The sequence below is a fragment of the Microbacterium sp. JZ37 genome (genome assembly GCF_035188445.1).
Lineage (GTDB): Bacteria > Actinomycetota > Actinomycetes > Actinomycetales > Microbacteriaceae > Microbacterium > Microbacterium barkeri.
The window spans coordinates 2,483,517-2,500,335 of sequence record NZ_CP045253.1 but is presented as its reverse complement, the minus strand read 5'-3'; the positions used below and the strand labels follow the sequence as shown (position 1 = coordinate 2,500,335).

Genomic DNA, 16,819 nt, shown 5'->3' with positions numbered 1-16,819 from the left:
GTCATGCCACGCAATACCGACAGGAGTACTCGTGGAGCCGATCTCCGAGATCCAGAACGACGCCGTCGGCGGAGAAGAGACCCTCTTCGACGCGCAGCCCGAGGCGCAGACGACCGAGACGTCGCCCGCCGAGAGCGCGCAGGCCGACGCCCAGCCCGCCGCAGATGCGGCACCCGCCGAGGAGGCGCCCGCCAAGCCCGTGCGCAAGCGCGCACCGCGCCGCGTGAAGTCGGCCGGCACGGCCGACGCGGCCGTCGAGGCGCCCGCCGAGGAGGCCCCCGCGGCCGAGGAGGCACCCGCCGCCGCCGAGGCGCCCGTGGCTGAGGAGGCGCCCGCGAAGCCGGTGCGCAAGCGCGCGCCGCGCCGCACGAAGAAGGCCGACCCCGTCGTCGAGACGCCGGCAGAGGAGGCCCCGCAGGCCGACGCGGCGGCGTCCGCCGACGCCGGGGAGGTCGTCGAGGTCGCCGAGCAGGCGGTCGAGACCGCCCCCTCGCCCGAGGCCATGGACGAGGCGCCGACCGCGGAGGAGACCCCCGCCGAGGAGGAGGCGTCCGCTGAGGAGGCCCCTGCCGCCGACGAGACGGCCGCCGACGAGACGGCCGCCGCGGAGGACGCCGCCGAGGCGCCCGCCGAGGACGCCGAGAAGCCCGCCGAGCAGGCCGACGCCGCCCCGGCGGAGCAGGCCGAGGGCGAGCAGGCCGAGGGCGGCCGCGGCCGTGGCCGCAACCGCCGTCCGGTCCGCAAGGCCGAGCCGGCCGCCGAGGAGGCGCCCGCCGACGCGCAGGGAGACGCCGACGAGGCGTCCGACGCCGCACGCGCCGAGGGCGGCCGCGAGGGCGAGCGCTCGGAGGAGGGCACCGGCCGCCGAGGCCGCAACCGCAACCGCCGAGGCCGCAACAAGGGCAACGGCGAGGCACAGGGCGACGACGCCCGCGCGACGCAGGACGACGCCAACGACGAGGGCGACCGCGGGGACCGCGGCGGTCAGCGCCAGGGGCGCGGCCAGGCACAGGCCCAGGCGCAGAACGAGGGCCGTGGTCGCGCGCGCAACAAGCGCCGCGGCGGCGCCGACGACGAGTTCGACACCGAGATCGGCGAGGACGACGTCCTCATCCCGATCGCGGGCGTTCTGGATGTGCTCGACAACTACGCGTTCGTCCGCACCACGGGCTACCTCCCGGGGCACCAGGACGTCTACGTCTCGCTCGGCCAGGTGAAGAAGTACCACCTCCGCAAGGGCGACGCGATCGTCGGCGCGATCAAGCAGCCGCGCGAGGGCGAGTCGACGGGCCGTCAGAAGTACAACGCGCTCGTCAAGGTCGACTCGATCAACGGCCTGTCCGTCGAGGACGCCGCGAACCGCGTCGAGTTCGGCGACCTCACGCCGCTCTACCCGCAGGAGCGCCTCCGCCTCGAGACCGCTCCCGAGAAGCTCACGCAGCGCATCATCGACCTCGTCGCGCCGATCGGGAAGGGCCAGCGCGGCCTCATCGTCGCGCCGCCCAAGGCCGGCAAGACGATCGTCCTGCAGCAGATCGCGAACGCGATCTCGCAGAACAACCCCGAGGCCCACCTCATGGTCGTGCTCGTCGACGAGCGGCCCGAGGAGGTCACCGACATGCAGCGGTCGGTCAAGGGCGAGGTCATCGCCTCGACGTTCGACCGTCCCGCGGAGGACCACACGACGGTCGCCGAGCTCGCGATCGAGCGGGCGAAGCGCCTCGTCGAGCTGGGCCGCGACGTCGTCGTGCTGCTCGACTCGATCACGCGCCTCGGACGCGCGTACAACATCTCGGCCCCGACCTCGGGCCGCGTGCTCACGGGCGGCGTCGACGCGTCGGCGCTCTACCCGCCCAAGCGCTTCTTCGGCGCCGCGCGCAACATCGAGAACGGCGGCTCGCTGACCATCCTCGCCACGGCGCTCGTCGAGACCGGATCGAAGATGGACGAGGTGATCTTCGAGGAGTTCAAGGGCACCGGCAACATGGAGCTGCGCCTCTCGCGTCAGCTCGCCGACAAGCGGATCTTCCCGGCGGTCGACGTCAACGCGTCGTCCACGCGCCGTGAGGAGATGCTCCTGTCGCCCGACGAGGTGAAGATCACGTGGAAGCTGCGTCGCGCCCTCGCGGGCCTCGACCAGCAGCACGCGCTCGGCGTCATCCTCGACAAGCTCAAGGAGACGCAGTCGAACGTCGAGTTCCTCGTGCAGATGCAGAAGTCGATCCCGGCGACGGGCGGCCGCGGCTCGGGCCACGAGAACGACATCCGCTGACGCGGGCGGGGGAGCACGCGTGTTCGAGTCCGTCCAGGCGCTGATCGACGAGCACCGGCGGGTGCAGGAGGAGCTCTCCGACCCCGCCGTGCACGCCGACGCGGCGCGCGCCAAGCGGGTCAACCGGCGCTACGCCGAGCTCAGCCGCATCGTGCGCGCGCACGAGGAGTGGATCGCCGCGGGGGAGGACCTCGAGGCCGCCCGCGAGCTCGCGAAGGAGGACGACGCCTTCGCCGAGGAGGTGCCGGCACTCGAGGAGCACCTCGCGCAAGCGCAGGAGCGGCTGCGGCGTCTCCTCATCCCGCGCGACCCGGATGACGCGCGCGACGTGATCATGGAGATCAAGGCCGGCGAGGGCGGCGCCGAGAGCGCCCTCTTCGCGGCCGATCTCCTGCGCATGTACATGCAGTACGCGGCGTCGAAGGGGTGGAAGACCGAGCTCCTCGAGCGCGACGAATCCGACCTCGGCGGCTACAAGAACGTGCAGGTCGCCATCAAGGGATCCTCGAACGACCCCGCGCAGGGCGTGTGGGCGCATCTCAAGTACGAGGGCGGCGTGCACCGCGTGCAGCGCGTGCCCGCGACCGAGTCGCAGGGGCGCATCCACACCTCGACGACCGGCGTGCTCGTCTTCCCCGAGGTGGACGAGCCCGAGGAGATCCACATCGACCCGAACGACCTGAAGATCGATGTCTTCCGGTCGTCCGGACCCGGCGGCCAGTCGGTCAACACGACCGACTCGGCGGTGCGCATCACGCACGTGCCGACCGGCATCGTCGTGTCGATGCAGAACGAGAAGTCGCAGCTGCAGAACCGCGAGGCGGGCATGCGCGTCCTCCGCGCGCGCCTGCTCGCGAAGCAGCAGGAGGAGCTCGCGGCCGTCGCGGCCGACGCGCGCAAGTCGCAGATCCGCGGCATGGACCGCTCGGAGCGCATCCGCACGTACAACTTCCCCGAGAACCGCATCGCGGACCACCGCACGGGATACAAGGCGTACAACCTCGACCAGGTGATGGACGGCGCGCTCGAGCCCGTCGTGCAGTCCTGCATCGAGGCCGACGAGGCCGAGCGCCTCGCGTCGCTCGGGGAGTGATCTCGGCCGGCTGACGCCATCCGTCGCCCCGTTGGGCGGGCGTCGCCCCGTTCGGGTCGCAGTTGCCGGCCGTATTCGTCGGTTGGGGGCCGCGAAGTGCGACCTGGGCGGGTGTTGCGCCGTTCGGGTCGCGGTTTCCGTCCGTATTGGTCGGGTTGAGGCCGCGAAGTGCGACCTGGGCGATCGTCGCCCTGTTGGGGTCGCGGTTTCCGTCCGTATTGGTCGGTTGGGGGCCGCCAAGTGCGACCTGGGCGATCACCGTCGTGGACGAAGGCGGTGCGGCGATCGTGCGGGAGGATGGTCGGATGGACATCCACGAGCTGAGCGCCGTCGAGCTCGCGGCGGCACTCCAGCGCGGCGAGGTCGCGCCGCGCGAGGTCGCGACGCACTTCCTCGACCGGATCGCCCGGCTCGACGACGGCCTCGGGGCCTTCACCGAGGTGACGGCCGCGCGGGCCCTCGCGGCCGCGGATCGGCTCGGACGGCCCGACCCGACGCGTCCCCTGTGGGGCCTGCCTCTCGCCGACAAGGACCTCACAGCGCGCGCCGGAGTGCCGACCCGCTACGGATCGCGAGCGTTCGCCGCGTACGTGCCTGTGGCATCCGACCCGCTCGCGCTCGCGCTCGACGAGCTCGGCGCCGTGAGCCTCGGGAAGACCAGCACCCCCGAGTTCGGCATGACCGGCTACACCGAGTCGCGCGTCGCCCCGCCCGCGCGGAACCCGTGGGACCCGGCGACGGGCGCCGGCGGGTCGAGCGGCGGGGCGGCCGTCGCGGTCTCGGCGGGCCTGCTGCCCGCAGCTCCCGCCTCGGACGGCGGCGGGTCCATCCGCATCCCCGCCGCAACCGTGGGGGTCGTCGGGATCAAGCCGTCGCGCGGCCGCCTGCCGATCGGATCAGGGCTCGATGCGCCGGGCGGGCTGTCGGTCGCCGGCCCGATCGCCCGCACGGTCGAGGACGCGGCGTTCCTGCTCGACGCGCTCGTGGCATCCGCTCCGTACACCTACGCGACGCGCGCACCCGGACGCGGCCCGTTCGCCGCGGCCGCCCGGTGCGACCCCGGCCGACTCCGCGTGGGCGTCACGACCGTCACGCCGTGGGACGGATGGACCGACACGGCGCTCGATCGCGCCGCGCGCGCGGCGTTCGACCGCGGGATCGCGCTCCTCGAGGCCGCGGGGCACGATGTCTCGGATGCGGACTGGCAGCCGCGCGGGTACCCCGAGCTCTTCACGACGATCTGGCGCGCCTCCGCTGCGCGGATCCCCGTGGCCGACGATCGCCTGGACCTCGACCTCGAGCCCCTCACGGCGTGGCTCGTGCGCGAGGGGAGGGCGCTCGCGGCTGAGCGCGTGCTGGCCGCGTATGCCGCCGCGACCGTGTTCGAGCGGGAGACGATCGCGGCGTTCGCGCCGTTCGACGTCGTCCTGACGCCCGCGCTCGCGCAGTCGCCGCGCCCCGTGGGGTGGTACGACCAGGACGATCCCGAGCGGAACTTCGCGCAGCAGTGCTCCTACGCGCCGCACACCAGCTTCGTGAACGTGAGCGGGCTGCCCGCGCTCACGGTGCCGCTGCTGCCCGACGCGTCAGGGCGCCCCGTGAGTGTGCAGCTCATCGGACGCCCAGGAGGCGAGGGCACGATCATCGCCGTTGCCGCGCAGCTCGAGGCCGCGCGCGGGCCCCTGCCGCGCCCGCCAGTCGCGGCCTGACGGCCATCCGCTGGTTCCGCGAAACGCGGCGAACCAGCGGCGCCTCGCGGAGACCGGCGTCGAGCAGCGGTCAGATGCTGTACTCGGGCGCCATGAGGATGAGGCGCGCGTCCTCGCCGGACCGGCGTGCCCGCGCCTTCGCGGGGATGCCGACGAGAACCGTGTCGGCCGGAGCGCTGCGGGTGACCACGGCGTTCGCGCCGATCATCGAGCGGTCGCCGATCACGACGGGGCCGAGGACCTTGGCTCCCGCGCCGACGGCGACGCCGTCGCCCAGCGTGGGGTGGCGCTTGCCGCCGTCGTGGGTGCGGCCGCCGAGCGTGACGCCGTGGTAGAGCATGACGTCGTCGCCGATCTCGGCGGTCTCCCCGATCACGACGCCCATGCCGTGGTCGATGAAGAACCGGCGGCCGATCACGGCGCCGGGATGGATCTCGATGCCGGTCAGCCAGCGCGTGAGCTGCGAGCCCGCGCGCGCGACGAACCGGAGGCCCCGGATCCACAGGGCATGCCACAGCCGATGCGCCCAGATGGCGTGGAGGCCGGGGTAGAGGAGGGCGATCTCGAGCGCGGAACGCGCCGCGGGATCCCGACGCCGGGCGGCATCGAGATCCTCGCGGACGCGACTCCAGAACGACATCAGGCGGTCAGTCCTCGCGCAGGTCCTCGAACAGGGCCGTCGAGAGGTAGCGCTCGCCCGTGTCGGGGATGATCACGACGATCTTCTTGCCGGCGTTCTCGGGGCGCTTGGCGACCTCGATCGCGGCCCAGGCGGCGGCGCCCGACGAGATGCCGACGAGCAGGCCCTCGTTCGCGGCGAGCGCGCGCGAGGTGGCGATCGCGTCGTCGAACTCGACCGTGACGACCTCGTCGAACACCTCGGTGTCGAGGATCGGGGGCACGAAGTTCGGGCCGATGCCCTGGATCTTCGCCGGGCCGGGGGTGCCCTGCGACAGCAGCGGCGAGGCGCTCGGCTCGACCGCGACGACCTTCAGGTCGGGGTTGCGCTCCTTGAGCACCTGCCCGACGCCCGTGATCGTGCCGCCCGTGCCGATGCCGGCGACGAAGATGTCGACCTGGCCGTCGGTGTCGCGCCAGATCTCCTCGGCCGTGGTCTTGCGGTGGATGGCGGGGTTCGCCTCGTTCGCGAACTGCTTCGCGAGGATGGCGCCGGGCGTCTCGGACGCGATGCGCTCGGCCTCCGCGACGGCGGCCTTCATGCCGCCGGCGGGGTCGGTGAGCACGAGCTCGGCGCCGAACGCCTTGAGGAGCACGCGGCGCTCCTTCGACATCGAGGCCGGCATCGTCAGGATGACCTTGTAGCCGCGGGCGGCGCCGACGAGCGACAGGGCGATGCCCGTGTTGCCGCTCGTCGCCTCGACGATCGTGCCGCCGGGCTTGAGCTCGCCCGACTCCTCCGCCGCGTTGATGATCGCGATGCCGAGGCGGTCCTTGACGCTCGAACCGGGGTTGAAGTACTCGAGCTTGGCGTACACCTCGGCGCCCGCGCCCTCGACGACGCGGTTGAGGCGGACGAGCGGGGTGTTGCCGAACGCGGTGGTGACGTCTGCGTGGATACCGGTCATGACGGCCTTTCTGCGGAGGAGATCCTGCGATCGGCTTCACATTAGGGCACAACGCCCGGGGCGCCGCGCGACGGCGTAACCGAGTTACGCCGTCCGTAGACTGGACGGGCCATGACGCCCCCTGCCCCTCGGCCCGCCGCCGCCTCCGTCCGCTCCGCTCTGTCGGAGGCCGCCCGGATCCTCGCCGACGCGGGGGTGCCCGACCCCGACGTCGACGCCGAGCTCCTGCTCGCGCACGTGCGCGGCGAGAGCCGCGGGGGAGTGCAGGCCGCGGTCATCCGCGGCGATGCGCTCGCCCCCGAGCACGCGGCGGCGTTCGAGGCCCTCGTCGAGCGCCGCGCCGCGCGCGTGCCGCTGCAGCACATCACGGGCGTCGCGCACTTCCGGCACCTCGACCTCGCGGTCGGCCCCGGGGTGTTCGTCCCCCGTCCCGAGACCGAGATGGTGGCCCAGCTGGCGATCGACGCGCTCCGCGCCGACCCGTCGCCCGAGCCCGTCGCCGTCGACCTCGGCACGGGCAGCGGCGCCATCGCGCTCGCGCTCGCGACCGAGGTGCCGCACGCGCGCGTGCACGCCGTGGAGAAGTCGCCCGACGCGCACGCGTGGACCCTGCGCAACGCCGAGCGGATCGGCGCCGAGAACCTCCGCGTCGTCCTCGGCGACCTCGCCGACGCGCTCCCCGAGCTCGACGGCACGGTCGCGGTCGTCGCCTCCAATCCGCCGTACGTCCCCGACGACGCCATCCCGCGCGACCCGGAGGTGCGCCTGCACGACCCTGCCGCGGCGCTCTACGGCGGGCCGGACGGCCTCGACGTCGTGCGGGTCCTGAGCCGGACGGCCGCGCGCCTCCTGCGCCCCGGCGGCGTCCTCGTCATCGAGCACGGCGAGTGGCAGGGCGCGCCCATCCGCGATCTCCTCACGGCCGACGGATGGCGCGGAGCCGCGACCCATCCGGATCTCACGATGCGCGACCGCGCGACCACGGCCATCCGCGCCTGACCGCCTGCCGCACCGGTTCGGGCGCCGCCGCGGCGTCGCGACCGGCGTTCCCAGCGGCGTCGCCGTAGACTTGACCCGCTATGTCCCCCCTCTTCGATCTGCGCGACGAGACGCAGCTCCTCCCCGGCATGCGCCAGGCCCGTCAGGCGATCGCCCGAGGCGAGCTCGTCGTCCTCCCGACCGACACCGTGTACGGCGTCGCGGCCGACGCGTTCAGCCCCGAGGCCGTGCAGCGTCTGCTCGACGCGAAGGGGAGGGGGCGTCAGCAGCCGCCGCCCGTGCTCGTGGCGGGCGAGGACGCGATGCGCGCTCTCGTCGAGGAGGTGCCCGAGGCCGTCCAGCGCCTCGTCTCGCGCTTCTGGCCCGGCGGCCTCACGATCGTGCTCCCCGCCCAGCCGTCCCTCAGCTGGGACCTCGGCGAGACGCACGGCACCGTGGCGGTGCGCATGCCCGACCACCGGCTCACCCTGGAGCTGCTGACCGAGACCGGTCCGCTCGCCGTCTCGAGCGCGAACCTCACGGGGCGCCCCGCCGCCGTGACGATCGACTCCGCGATCGGCATGCTCGGCGAGAGCGTCGCGGTCTACCTCGACGCGGGCGCCTCCGCGACGGGCATCGCGTCGACGATCATCGACGCGACGTCGCTCGTGGGCGGAGTCGCCGACCCGGTCGTCCGCGTGCTGCGCGACGGCGCCGTCACGCGCGCGGAGCTGCGCGACGTGCTCGGCGACCTCCTCGAGCCCGACCCCGAGACCGAGGCCGAGCCCGAGGCAGCGAGCGGCCCGTGAGACAGTACGTCTTCATCATCGTCCTGACGGCCGCGGTCACCTACGGCCTCTCGTGGACGGTATGGAAGCTCGCGATGCGGTACAAGCTGTACCCCGGCATCCGCGAGCGCGACGTGCACAAGACGCCCACGCCCCGGCTGGGCGGCGTGGCGATGTTCCTGGGCATCGCGACCGCGTTCGCGGTCTCGGCGGCGAACCCGTACTTCGGGATCTTCTGGGACGAGCCGCAGCGCGTGTGGTCGATCCTCGCCGCCGTGACGCTCATCATGCTCGTCGGCGTCGCCGACGATCTGTGGGACCTAGACTGGATGATCAAGCTCGCGGCGCAGTTCCTCGCGGCGGGCATCATCGCCGTGGGCGGCCAGCTGCAGATCTTCTTCCTCCCGTTCGGCGGCATCACGGTGTGGGGGAGCTGGTTCAGCATCGGCGTCACGATCCTCTCGATCGTCATCGCCATGAACGCCGTGAACTTCATCGACGGCCTCGACGGGCTCGTCGCCGGCGTCTGCCTCATCTCCAACGCCGTGTTCTTCGTGTACTCCTACCTGCTCATCCGCGACATCGGCGCGACGAGCTACTTCAACTTCGCGACCTTCATCGCGGCGGTCCTCATCGGCGCCTGCATCGGCTTCCTGCCGCTGAACTGGAGCCCCGCCAAGCTCTTCATGGGCGACTCCGGCGCGCTCGTGCTGGGCCTGCTCATGGCCACGAGCGCGGTCGCGATCACGGGTCAGCTGCCTCCGTCGATCGTCGGGCGCGAGGACTTCGACTCGCAGCTGCTCGGAGCGTTCATCCCGATCATCCTGCCGATCATCGTCGTCGCGCTCCCGCTGGCCGACTTCGGCCTCGCCGTCATCCGCCGCATGGGCGCGGGCAAGTCGCCGTTCTCGCCCGATCGCAAGCACCTGCACCACCGGATGCTCGACATGGGCCACAGCGACCGCGACTCGACCCTCATCTTCTACGCGTGGACCTCGATCTGCTCGCTCGCGGTGCTGCTCATGTACATCGCGACGCAGAACGGATGGCCCGGCGACTGGTGGATCGGCATCGCGTTCGGCGGCGTCGGCATCATCGCGTGCCTCGTCGTCACGCTCACCCCCTCGCGCCGCGCGCCGCGCGGCGACGGCGCGGACACCCCCGCCGGCGCACCGACCCCACAGGAGGCCTGATGTCGCCCTCTCCCGTCTCGAGCACGCCCGTCCTGCGCGCGGCCATCCGGTGGAGCGTCATCGCGACGCTCGTCATCGCGATCGTCGGAGGAGCGATCGGCTTCCTCGTCGCGGGGGCGAACGGGCTGTGGTCGGCGCTCGCAGGCGCCCTCGTGGCCGCGGTGTTCCTCATCCTCACGAGCGTGAGCGTGCTCGTGGCGAACCGCTGGTTCGGCGACCCCCTCTACGTGCAGATCTTCTTCGGCATCGTCCTGGGCGGATGGTTCCTCAAGCTCATCGTCTTCATCGGCGCGCTCTTCCTCCTGCGCGGGCAGCCGTGGCTCGAGCCGGTCGTGTTCTTCGTCGCGATCGTCGCGAGCGTCGTCGCGTCGCTCGTCGTCGACGTCATCGTCGTGCGGACCATGCGCATCCCGCACGTGTCCGACGTCGCGCTGCCGGGGGAGGACGCCCCCGACGCCGACGCGCCCTGACGGGCGCCCGCCCGGATTTCTACAGAGCGTCAAAACCTGGGTTCGACCTTTGATAGGCTGGACTCACCTGCGGCCGGTGTGCGGCGCGATGAACGCGACGAGGCCCCGCAGACCCGCTCTCTCATGACAATTCACCGTGCTGGGCACTGCTCCGCGCGAGAAGCTGGAGCCACAGGTTGACTCAGGCAGCGAACCTCATCGCCAAGATCGCTGACGGCGAGGAATTCCACCCGCCGTCGATCGCGGACTTCTTCCCCGAGGGGCTGCTCTTCGTCGGCACGCCGTTCGAGATCACGCGCATCAACCTCGCGCAGTTCCTCGCCACCGCGGTCCTCGTCCTCATCCTCGTGCTCGGCACGCGCCGGATGACCGTGGTCCCCGGCCGCTTCCAGAGCATCGTCGAGATGGGCATGCTGTTCGTGCGCGACACCTTCGCGCACAACATCCTCGGGCGCAAGGACGGCGACCGCTTCCTGCCGCTGCTCATGACGATGTTCTTCATGATCCTGTTCATGAACCTGACGGGCATCATCCCCGGCATCAACATCGCCGGCACGAGCGTCATCGCGGTCCCGCTGCTGCTCGCGGTGGTCGCGTACGTGGCCTTCATCTACGCGGGCATCAAGAAGAGCCCGGCCGGGTTCTTCCGGAACGCGCTCTTCCCGCCCGGGGTCCCGCCGTTCCTCTACATCATCGTCACGCCGCTCGAGTTCCTCTCGACGTTCATCATCCGTCCCGTCACGCTGACGCTGCGACTTCTGATGAACATGATCGTCGGGCACCTCATGCTCGTGCTGTTCTTCTCGGCGACGCAGTTCTTCCTCATCTCGATGGGCGGATGGTGGTCGCTGCTGAGCGTGGGAACGCTCGCGTTCGGCTTCGCCTTCACCCTGTTCGAGGTCCTGGTCGCCGTGCTCCAGGCCTACGTCTTCACGATCCTCACCGCGGTCTACATCCAGCTCGCGGTTGCGGAAGAGCACTGACGGACGACCACACGGTCATCCGCCTTACCGAAAGGAAAAACCCGTGGACGCTACCACGATTCTGGCCGAGGTCAACGGTTCGATCGCGACGGTCGGCTACGGCCTCGCCGCCATCGGCCCCGCGATCGGCGTGGGCATCGTCGTCGGCAAGACGATCGAGTCGACCGCCCGCCAGCCCGAGCTCGCCGGCCGCCTCCAGACGCTGATGTGGATCGGTATCGCCTTCACCGAGGCCCTCGCCTTCATCGGCATCGCCACCGGCTTCATCTTCGGCTACAACTGATCCCTCGCCAGACATTTAAGGAGGCAGGATGCTGAACGCTCTTGTCACTGTCGCCGCTGAGGAAGCCGAGCACAACCCGCTCCTCCCGGCGATGTACGACATCGTCTGGTCCGCGGTGTGCTTCATCATCATCCTCGCGGTGGTGATCTTCGTCGCCATCCCGCGCCTGACGAAGATGCTCGACGAGCGCTCTGCCGCCATCGAGGGCAACATCGCGAAGGCGGACGAGGCCCAGAAGCAGGCCGAGGCCGCCCTCGAGGAGTACACCAAGCAGCTCGCCGAGGCCCGCAAGGAAGCCGGCGACATCCGCGAGGCCGCCCGCGAGGACGGCAAGAAGATCGTCGCCGAGGCCAAGGACACCGCGGTGGCCGAGGCCGAGCGCATCCAGGCGACCGCGCACGCGCAGATCGAAGCCGAGCGCCAGGCGGCGCTCGTGTCGCTCCGCGGCGAGGTGGGCACGCTCGCCCTCGACCTCGCTTCGGGCGTCATCGGCGAGACCCTCACGGAGGACCAGAAGGCCCAGGCCGTGGTCGACCGCTTCCTCGCCGACCTCGAGGCATCCGAGAAGGCGGCGAAGTAATGGGAAGCGCGACCACTCAGGCGCTCGCGGTCGGCGCGGAAGCGCTCGACGCGGCGCAGGTCGACCTCGACACGGCGCGCGAGCTGTTCGCCGCGTCGCGTGCCGTCGCCGGCTCGTCCGCGCTGAGCGGCGCGCTCGCAGATCGCGCGGCGACCCCCGAGGCGCGCGGCGCGCTCGTCGCCAGGGCCTTCGGGTCGCTGTCGCCGGCCGCCCAGGGTCTGCTCCAGCAGACCGTCGCGCAGCGCTGGTCGTCGGGCGACGACCTCGTCCTCGGTCTCGAGGAGCTCGCCATCCGCGCGGCCGCCAAGGCCGAGCAGAGCGACGTCGAGGCCGAGCTCTTCCAGGTCGCCCGCATCGTCTCGGCGAACCCGGAGCTCGAGCTCGCGCTCGGCAGCCGGCTCGGCGACGACGCCAAGAAGGGGGAGCTCATCGCCTCCCTCCTCCAGGGACGCGCCAGCGAGGGCACGACGCTCATCGTCTCGTCGCTCGTGCAGCAGCCGCGGAACCGTCGCGTGCGCGCGATCCTCTCGCGCGCCATGAAGATCGCCGCCGCCCAGCGCGGCCGGACGGTCGCGACCGTCTACACCGCCGTGCCGCTCTCGGCCGCGCAGAGCGAGCGTCTCGCCGCCGCGCTGTCGAAGCAGTACGGAGGCGCGGTCGCGCTGAACCCGGTGATCGACCCGACGGTCGTCGGCGGCATCCGCATCCAGGTCGCCGACGACGTCATCGACGGCAGCATCTCGTCCCGCCTCGCCGATCTCCGGCAGAGGCTCGCAGGCTGAAAGCTCTCCCGCCCCGGCGGACGGCTCAGGGGTCGCCATCGGCCCCACAACACTAAGGAAGACAATGGCAGACATCACCATCAGCCCCGACGTCATCCGTGACGCGCTGAAGGACTTCGTCGCCGCCTACGAGCCCACCGGTTCCGCGGCGAACGAGGTCGGCACGGTCACCGACGCGGCAGACGGCATCGCCCACGTCGAGGGCCTCCCGGGCGTCATGGCGAACGAGCTCGTCCGCTTCGCGGACGGCACGCTGGGCCTGGCCCAGAACCTCGACGAGCACGAGATCGGCGTCGTCGTCCTCGGCGAGTTCACCGGCATCGAAGAGGGCCAGACGGTCACCCGCACGGGCGAGGTCCTCTCGGTCCCCGTCGGCGAGGGCTACCTCGGCCGCGTCGTCGACCCGCTCGGCAACCCGATCGACGGCCTCGGCGAGATCACCGGCGTCGAGGGACGCCGCGCGCTCGAGCTCCAGGCCGCCGGCGTCATGCAGCGCAAGAGCGTCCACGAGCCGATGCAGACGGGCATCAAGGCCATCGACGCCATGATCCCGGTCGGCCGCGGCCAGCGTCAGCTCATCATCGGCGACCGCCAGACGGGCAAGACCGCGATCGCGATCGACACGATCATCAACCAGAAGGCGAACTGGGAGTCGGGCGACCCGACCAAGCAGGTCCGCTGCATCTACGTCGCGATCGGCCAGAAGGGCTCGACCATCGCCTCGGTGAAGGGCGCCCTCGAGGACGCCGGCGCCATGGAGTACACGACGATCGTCGCGGCTCCCGCCTCGGACCCGGCGGGCTTCAAGTACCTCGCCCCCTACACCGGCTCGGCCATCGGCCAGCACTGGATGTACCAGGGCAAGCACGTCCTCATCGTGTTCGACGACCTGTCGAAGCAGGCCGAGGCCTACCGCGCCGTGTCGCTCCTGCTGCGTCGTCCGCCGGGGCGCGAGGCGTACCCCGGTGACGTCTTCTACCTGCACTCGCGTCTGCTCGAGCGCTGCGCGAAGCTCTCCGACGAGCTCGGCGCCGGCTCGATGACGGGTCTGCCGATCATCGAGACGAAGGCGAACGACGTCTCGGCGTACATCCCGACCAACGTGATCTCGATCACCGACGGCCAGATCTTCCTCCAGTCCGACCTCTTCAACGCCAACCAGCGTCCTGCGGTCGACGTGGGTATCTCGGTCTCGCGAGTCGGCGGCGACGCGCAGCTGAAGCACATCAAGAAGGTCTCCGGCACGCTCAAGCTCGAGCTCGCGCAGTACCGCTCGCTCGAGGCCTTCGCGATGTTCGCGAGCGACCTCGACGCGGCGTCGCGCCGTCAGCTCGCGCGCGGTGCGCGTCTGACCGAGCTGCTCAAGCAGCCGCAGTACACCCCGTACCCCGTCGAGGAGCAGGTCGTCTCGATCTGGGCCGGAACGAACGGCAAGCTCGACACGATCGAGGTGGAGGACGTCCTCCGCTTCGAGCGCGAGCTGCTCGACTACCTCCGCCGCAACACGTCGATCCTCGACACGCTGCGCGACTCGGGCAAGCTCGAGGACGACACGGTGGCCGAGCTCGAGAAGCAGGTCGACAAGTTCGTGCTCGAGTTCAAGCAGGGCGACGGCAAGCACCTCACGGACGCAGGACGCGAGGAGTTCGCGCCGGCCGCCGCCGAGGACGTGAACCAGGAGCGGATCGTCAAGGGCCGCAAGGCGTAACGCCTTCCGGAGAAGACGCATCATGGGCGCACAACTCAGGGAGTACAAGCAGAAGATCTCTTCTGCTCAGACGACCAAGAAGATCACGAAGGCGATGGAGCTCATCGCGGCTTCGCGCATCCAGAAGGCGATGGCGCGCGTGCGCGCGTCATCGCCCTTCGCCCGCGCGGTGACGCGAGCGGTCTCGGCCGTGGCCACGCACACGTCGATCGACCACCCGCTCACGCGCGAGCCGGAGACGGTGCGGCGTTCGGCGGTCGTCATCATCAGCGCGGACCGCGGCCTCGCGGGCGCGTTCAACTCGCAGGTGATCCGCGAGGGCCTGGAGCTGGCGGAGCTGCTGAAGTCCGAGGGCAAGGAGATCGACTTCTACCTCTTCGGACGCAAGGCGGTGGGCTACTTCCAGTTCCGTCGTGTCGCGGCGAAGGCGGAGTGGGTCGGCGACGCCGACACGCCCCACTTCGACACGGCCGAGGAGATCGCCCAGGCACTCATCGAGGCGTACGAGCTCGACGCGAGCGAGGGCGGCGTGGACGAGATCCACGTCGTGTACAACCGCTTCGTCAGCATGATGACGCAGACGCCGGAGTCGGTGCGCCTGCTCCCGCTCGAGGTCGTCGACGCGGATGACACGGCCCCGGCCGACGTCTACCCGCTCTACGAGTTCGAGCCGGAGCCCACGCAGGTGCTCGACCGCCTGCTGCCGGTGTACATCCAGAGCCGCATCTTCAACGCGCTCCTGCAGTCGGCGGCCGCCAAGCAGGCCGCGACGCAGAAGGCGATGAAGTCGGCGAGCGACAACGCCGACAAGCTGATCACCGACTACACGCGCCTGCGCAACAACGCGCGACAGGCAGAGATCACTCAGCAGATCGCCGAGATCGTCGGCGGCGCCGACGCGCTGGCGTCCTGAGCTGCAGACCCACCAGGAAAGAGACGAAAGTATGACTGCCAACGCCACGGCTGAGACCACTGCGGTGGTCGGGCGCGTCGCACGCGTCACGGGCCCCGTCGTCGACATCGAGTTCCCGCACGACGCCATCCCCGACGTCTACAACGCGCTGAAGACGACGATCACGATCGGCGAGGAGTCGACCGAGATCACGCTCGAGGTCGCGCAGCACCTCGGCGACGACATGATCCGCGCCATCTCGCTGAAGCCGACGGACGGCATGGTCCGCGGCCAGGAGGTGCGCGACACCGGCGAGGCCATCTCGGTGCCCGTCGGCGACATCACCAAGGGCAAGGTCTTCAACGTGACCGGCGACGTCCTCAACCTCGGCGAGGGCGAGACGTTCGAGGTCACGGAGCGCTGGCCGATCCACCGCAAGGCGCCGAACTTCGACCAGCTCGAGTCGAAGACGCAGATGTTCGAGACCGGCATCAAGTCGATCGACCTCCTCACCCCCTACGTGCAGGGTGGGAAGATCGGCCTCTTCGGCGGTGCGGGCGTCGGCAAGACCGTCCTCATCCAGGAGATGATCCAGCGCGTCGCGCAGGACCACGGCGGTGTGTCGGTGTTCGCGGGCGTCGGCGAGCGCACGCGTGAGGGCAACGACCTCATCCACGAGATGGAGGACGCGGGCGTCTTCGACAAGACCGCGCTCGTCTTCGGCCAGATGGACGAGCCGCCGGGGACGCGTCTGCGCGTCGCCCTGTCGGCTCTGACGATGGCGGAGTACTTCCGCGACGTGCAGAAGCAGGACGTGCTCCTCTTCATCGACAACATCTTCCGCTTCACGCAGGCGGGCTCCGAGGTGTCGACCCTTCTGGGCCGCATGCCCTCGGCCGTGGGCTACCAGCCCAACCTCGCCGACGAGATGGGTGTGCTCCAGGAGCGCATCACCTCGACGCGCGGTCACTCGATCACCTCGATGCAGGCGATCTACGTGCCGGCCGACGACTACACCGACCCGGCTCCCGCCACGACGTTCGCGCACCTCGACGCGACGACCGAGCTCTCGCGCGAGATCGCGTCGAAGGGTCTGTACCCCGCGATCGACCCGCTGACCTCGACGAGCCGCATCATGGACCCGCGCTACCTCGGCGCGGACCACTACCGCGTCGCGACGTCGGTCAAGCAGATCCTCCAGAAGAACAAGGAGCTGCAGGAGATCATCGCGATCCTCGGTGTCGACGAGCTCTCGGAAGAGGACAAGATCGTCGTGTCGCGTGCACGCCGCATCCAGCAGTTCCTCTCGCAGAACACCTACATGGCGAAGAAGTTCACCGGTGTCGAGGGCTCGACCGTTCCGCTCAAGGAGACGATCGAGTCGTTCGACGCGATCGTCAAGGGCGAGTTCGACCACGTCGCGGAGCAGGCGTTCTTCAACGTCGGCGGCATCAGCGACGTCGAGGCGCAGTGGGCGAAGATCCAGAAGGAGAACGCCTGAT

At 70.7% G+C, this 16,819-nt stretch carries 16 protein-coding genes; 14 read left to right on the top strand and 2 right to left on the bottom strand.

Features of this window, described 5'->3' with window-relative positions; translation table 11 throughout:
* Positions 1–31: 31 nt before the first annotated feature.
* The 3 genes from rho (at position 32) to GC092_RS11545 (ending at position 5,074) form a co-directional block, all read left to right on the top strand.
* Positions 32–2,272, top strand: coding sequence for a transcription termination factor Rho (rho, locus tag GC092_RS11555; RefSeq protein ID WP_416383270.1), 2,241 nt, complete (start codon positions 32–34; stop codon positions 2,270–2,272).
* 19 nt (positions 2,273–2,291) lie between these two features.
* Positions 2,292–3,365, top strand: a complete 1,074-nt coding sequence (gene prfA, locus GC092_RS11550) for a peptide chain release factor 1 (RefSeq protein ID WP_324012044.1) — start codon at positions 2,292–2,294, stop codon at positions 3,363–3,365.
* Between the two features lie 305 nt (positions 3,366–3,670).
* A complete protein-coding gene (locus tag GC092_RS11545; protein ID WP_324012043.1) occupies positions 3,671–5,074 on the top strand; it encodes an amidase in 1,404 nt (467 codons plus the stop codon).
* A gap of 70 nt (positions 5,075–5,144) precedes the next feature.
* Here the strand turns inward: GC092_RS11545 and epsC are convergent, their stop codons facing one another.
* Together epsC and cysK are read right to left on the bottom strand one after the other, a co-directional pair.
* Complete coding sequence (gene epsC, locus GC092_RS11540) at positions 5,145–5,714, bottom strand: serine O-acetyltransferase EpsC (protein WP_271172237.1); 570 nt, start codon at positions 5,712–5,714, stop codon at positions 5,145–5,147.
* A 7-nt stretch (positions 5,715–5,721) separates the two neighbouring features.
* On the bottom strand, positions 5,722–6,660 hold the full coding sequence (cysK, locus tag GC092_RS11535; protein WP_271172236.1) for a cysteine synthase A: 939 nt from the start codon (positions 6,658–6,660) through the stop codon (positions 5,722–5,724).
* A gap of 111 nt (positions 6,661–6,771) precedes the next feature.
* Here cysK and prmC point away from each other — a divergent pair, with 111 nt between their 5' ends.
* The 11 genes from prmC to atpD all read left to right on the top strand — a co-directional run bounded on the left by prmC (position 6,772) and on the right by atpD (position 16,818).
* Positions 6,772–7,659, top strand: coding sequence for a peptide chain release factor N(5)-glutamine methyltransferase (gene prmC, locus GC092_RS11530; RefSeq protein WP_324012041.1), 888 nt, complete (start codon positions 6,772–6,774; stop codon positions 7,657–7,659).
* Between the two features lie 80 nt (positions 7,660–7,739).
* Positions 7,740–8,447: an L-threonylcarbamoyladenylate synthase gene (locus GC092_RS11525; RefSeq protein WP_271172234.1), complete on the top strand. Its 708-nt coding sequence runs from the start codon at positions 7,740–7,742 to the stop codon at positions 8,445–8,447.
* Positions 8,444–9,619 (top strand): MraY family glycosyltransferase, encoded by a 1,176-nt coding sequence (locus GC092_RS11520; protein ID WP_271172233.1) that lies wholly within the window; start codon positions 8,444–8,446, stop codon positions 9,617–9,619. Before GC092_RS11525 ends, GC092_RS11520 begins: the two co-directional genes overlap by 4 nt.
* On the top strand, positions 9,619–10,089 hold the full coding sequence (locus tag GC092_RS11515) for a Cg1360 family ATP-synthase-associated protein (RefSeq protein WP_324012038.1): 471 nt from the start codon (positions 9,619–9,621) through the stop codon (positions 10,087–10,089). Before GC092_RS11520 ends, GC092_RS11515 begins: the two co-directional genes overlap by 1 nt.
* Positions 10,090–10,265: 176 nt before the next feature.
* Entirely contained in the window at positions 10,266–11,072 is an 807-nt protein-coding gene (gene atpB, locus GC092_RS11510; RefSeq protein WP_271172231.1) for a F0F1 ATP synthase subunit A, read from the top strand.
* Positions 11,073–11,115: 43 nt separating this feature from the next.
* On the top strand, positions 11,116–11,355 hold the full coding sequence (gene atpE / locus GC092_RS11505; RefSeq protein WP_156241867.1) for a F0F1 ATP synthase subunit C: 240 nt from the start codon (positions 11,116–11,118) through the stop codon (positions 11,353–11,355).
* A 28-nt stretch (positions 11,356–11,383) separates the two neighbouring features.
* Positions 11,384–11,935 carry a F0F1 ATP synthase subunit B gene (locus GC092_RS11500; protein ID WP_271172230.1) on the top strand — a complete coding sequence of 184 codons (552 nt, stop codon included), beginning with the start codon at positions 11,384–11,386 and terminating at the stop codon, positions 11,933–11,935.
* Positions 11,935–12,717 carry a F0F1 ATP synthase subunit delta gene (locus tag GC092_RS11495; RefSeq protein ID WP_324012035.1) on the top strand — a complete coding sequence of 261 codons (783 nt, stop codon included), beginning with the start codon at positions 11,935–11,937 and terminating at the stop codon, positions 12,715–12,717. Before GC092_RS11500 ends, GC092_RS11495 begins: the two co-directional genes overlap by 1 nt.
* 64 nt (positions 12,718–12,781) lie before the next feature.
* Positions 12,782–14,425 (top strand): F0F1 ATP synthase subunit alpha, encoded by a 1,644-nt coding sequence (gene atpA / locus GC092_RS11490; protein ID WP_271172228.1) that lies wholly within the window; start codon positions 12,782–12,784, stop codon positions 14,423–14,425.
* A gap of 22 nt (positions 14,426–14,447) precedes the next feature.
* Positions 14,448–15,338, top strand: a complete 891-nt coding sequence (locus GC092_RS11485) for a F0F1 ATP synthase subunit gamma (RefSeq protein WP_271172227.1) — start codon at positions 14,448–14,450, stop codon at positions 15,336–15,338.
* 31 nt (positions 15,339–15,369) lie between these two features.
* The gene (gene atpD, locus GC092_RS11480; RefSeq protein ID WP_271172226.1) at positions 15,370–16,818 is read left to right on the top strand and encodes a F0F1 ATP synthase subunit beta; all 1,449 of its coding nucleotides are present in this window, start codon (positions 15,370–15,372) and stop codon (positions 16,816–16,818) included.
* The last annotated feature ends 1 nt before the right edge of the window (position 16,819 follow it).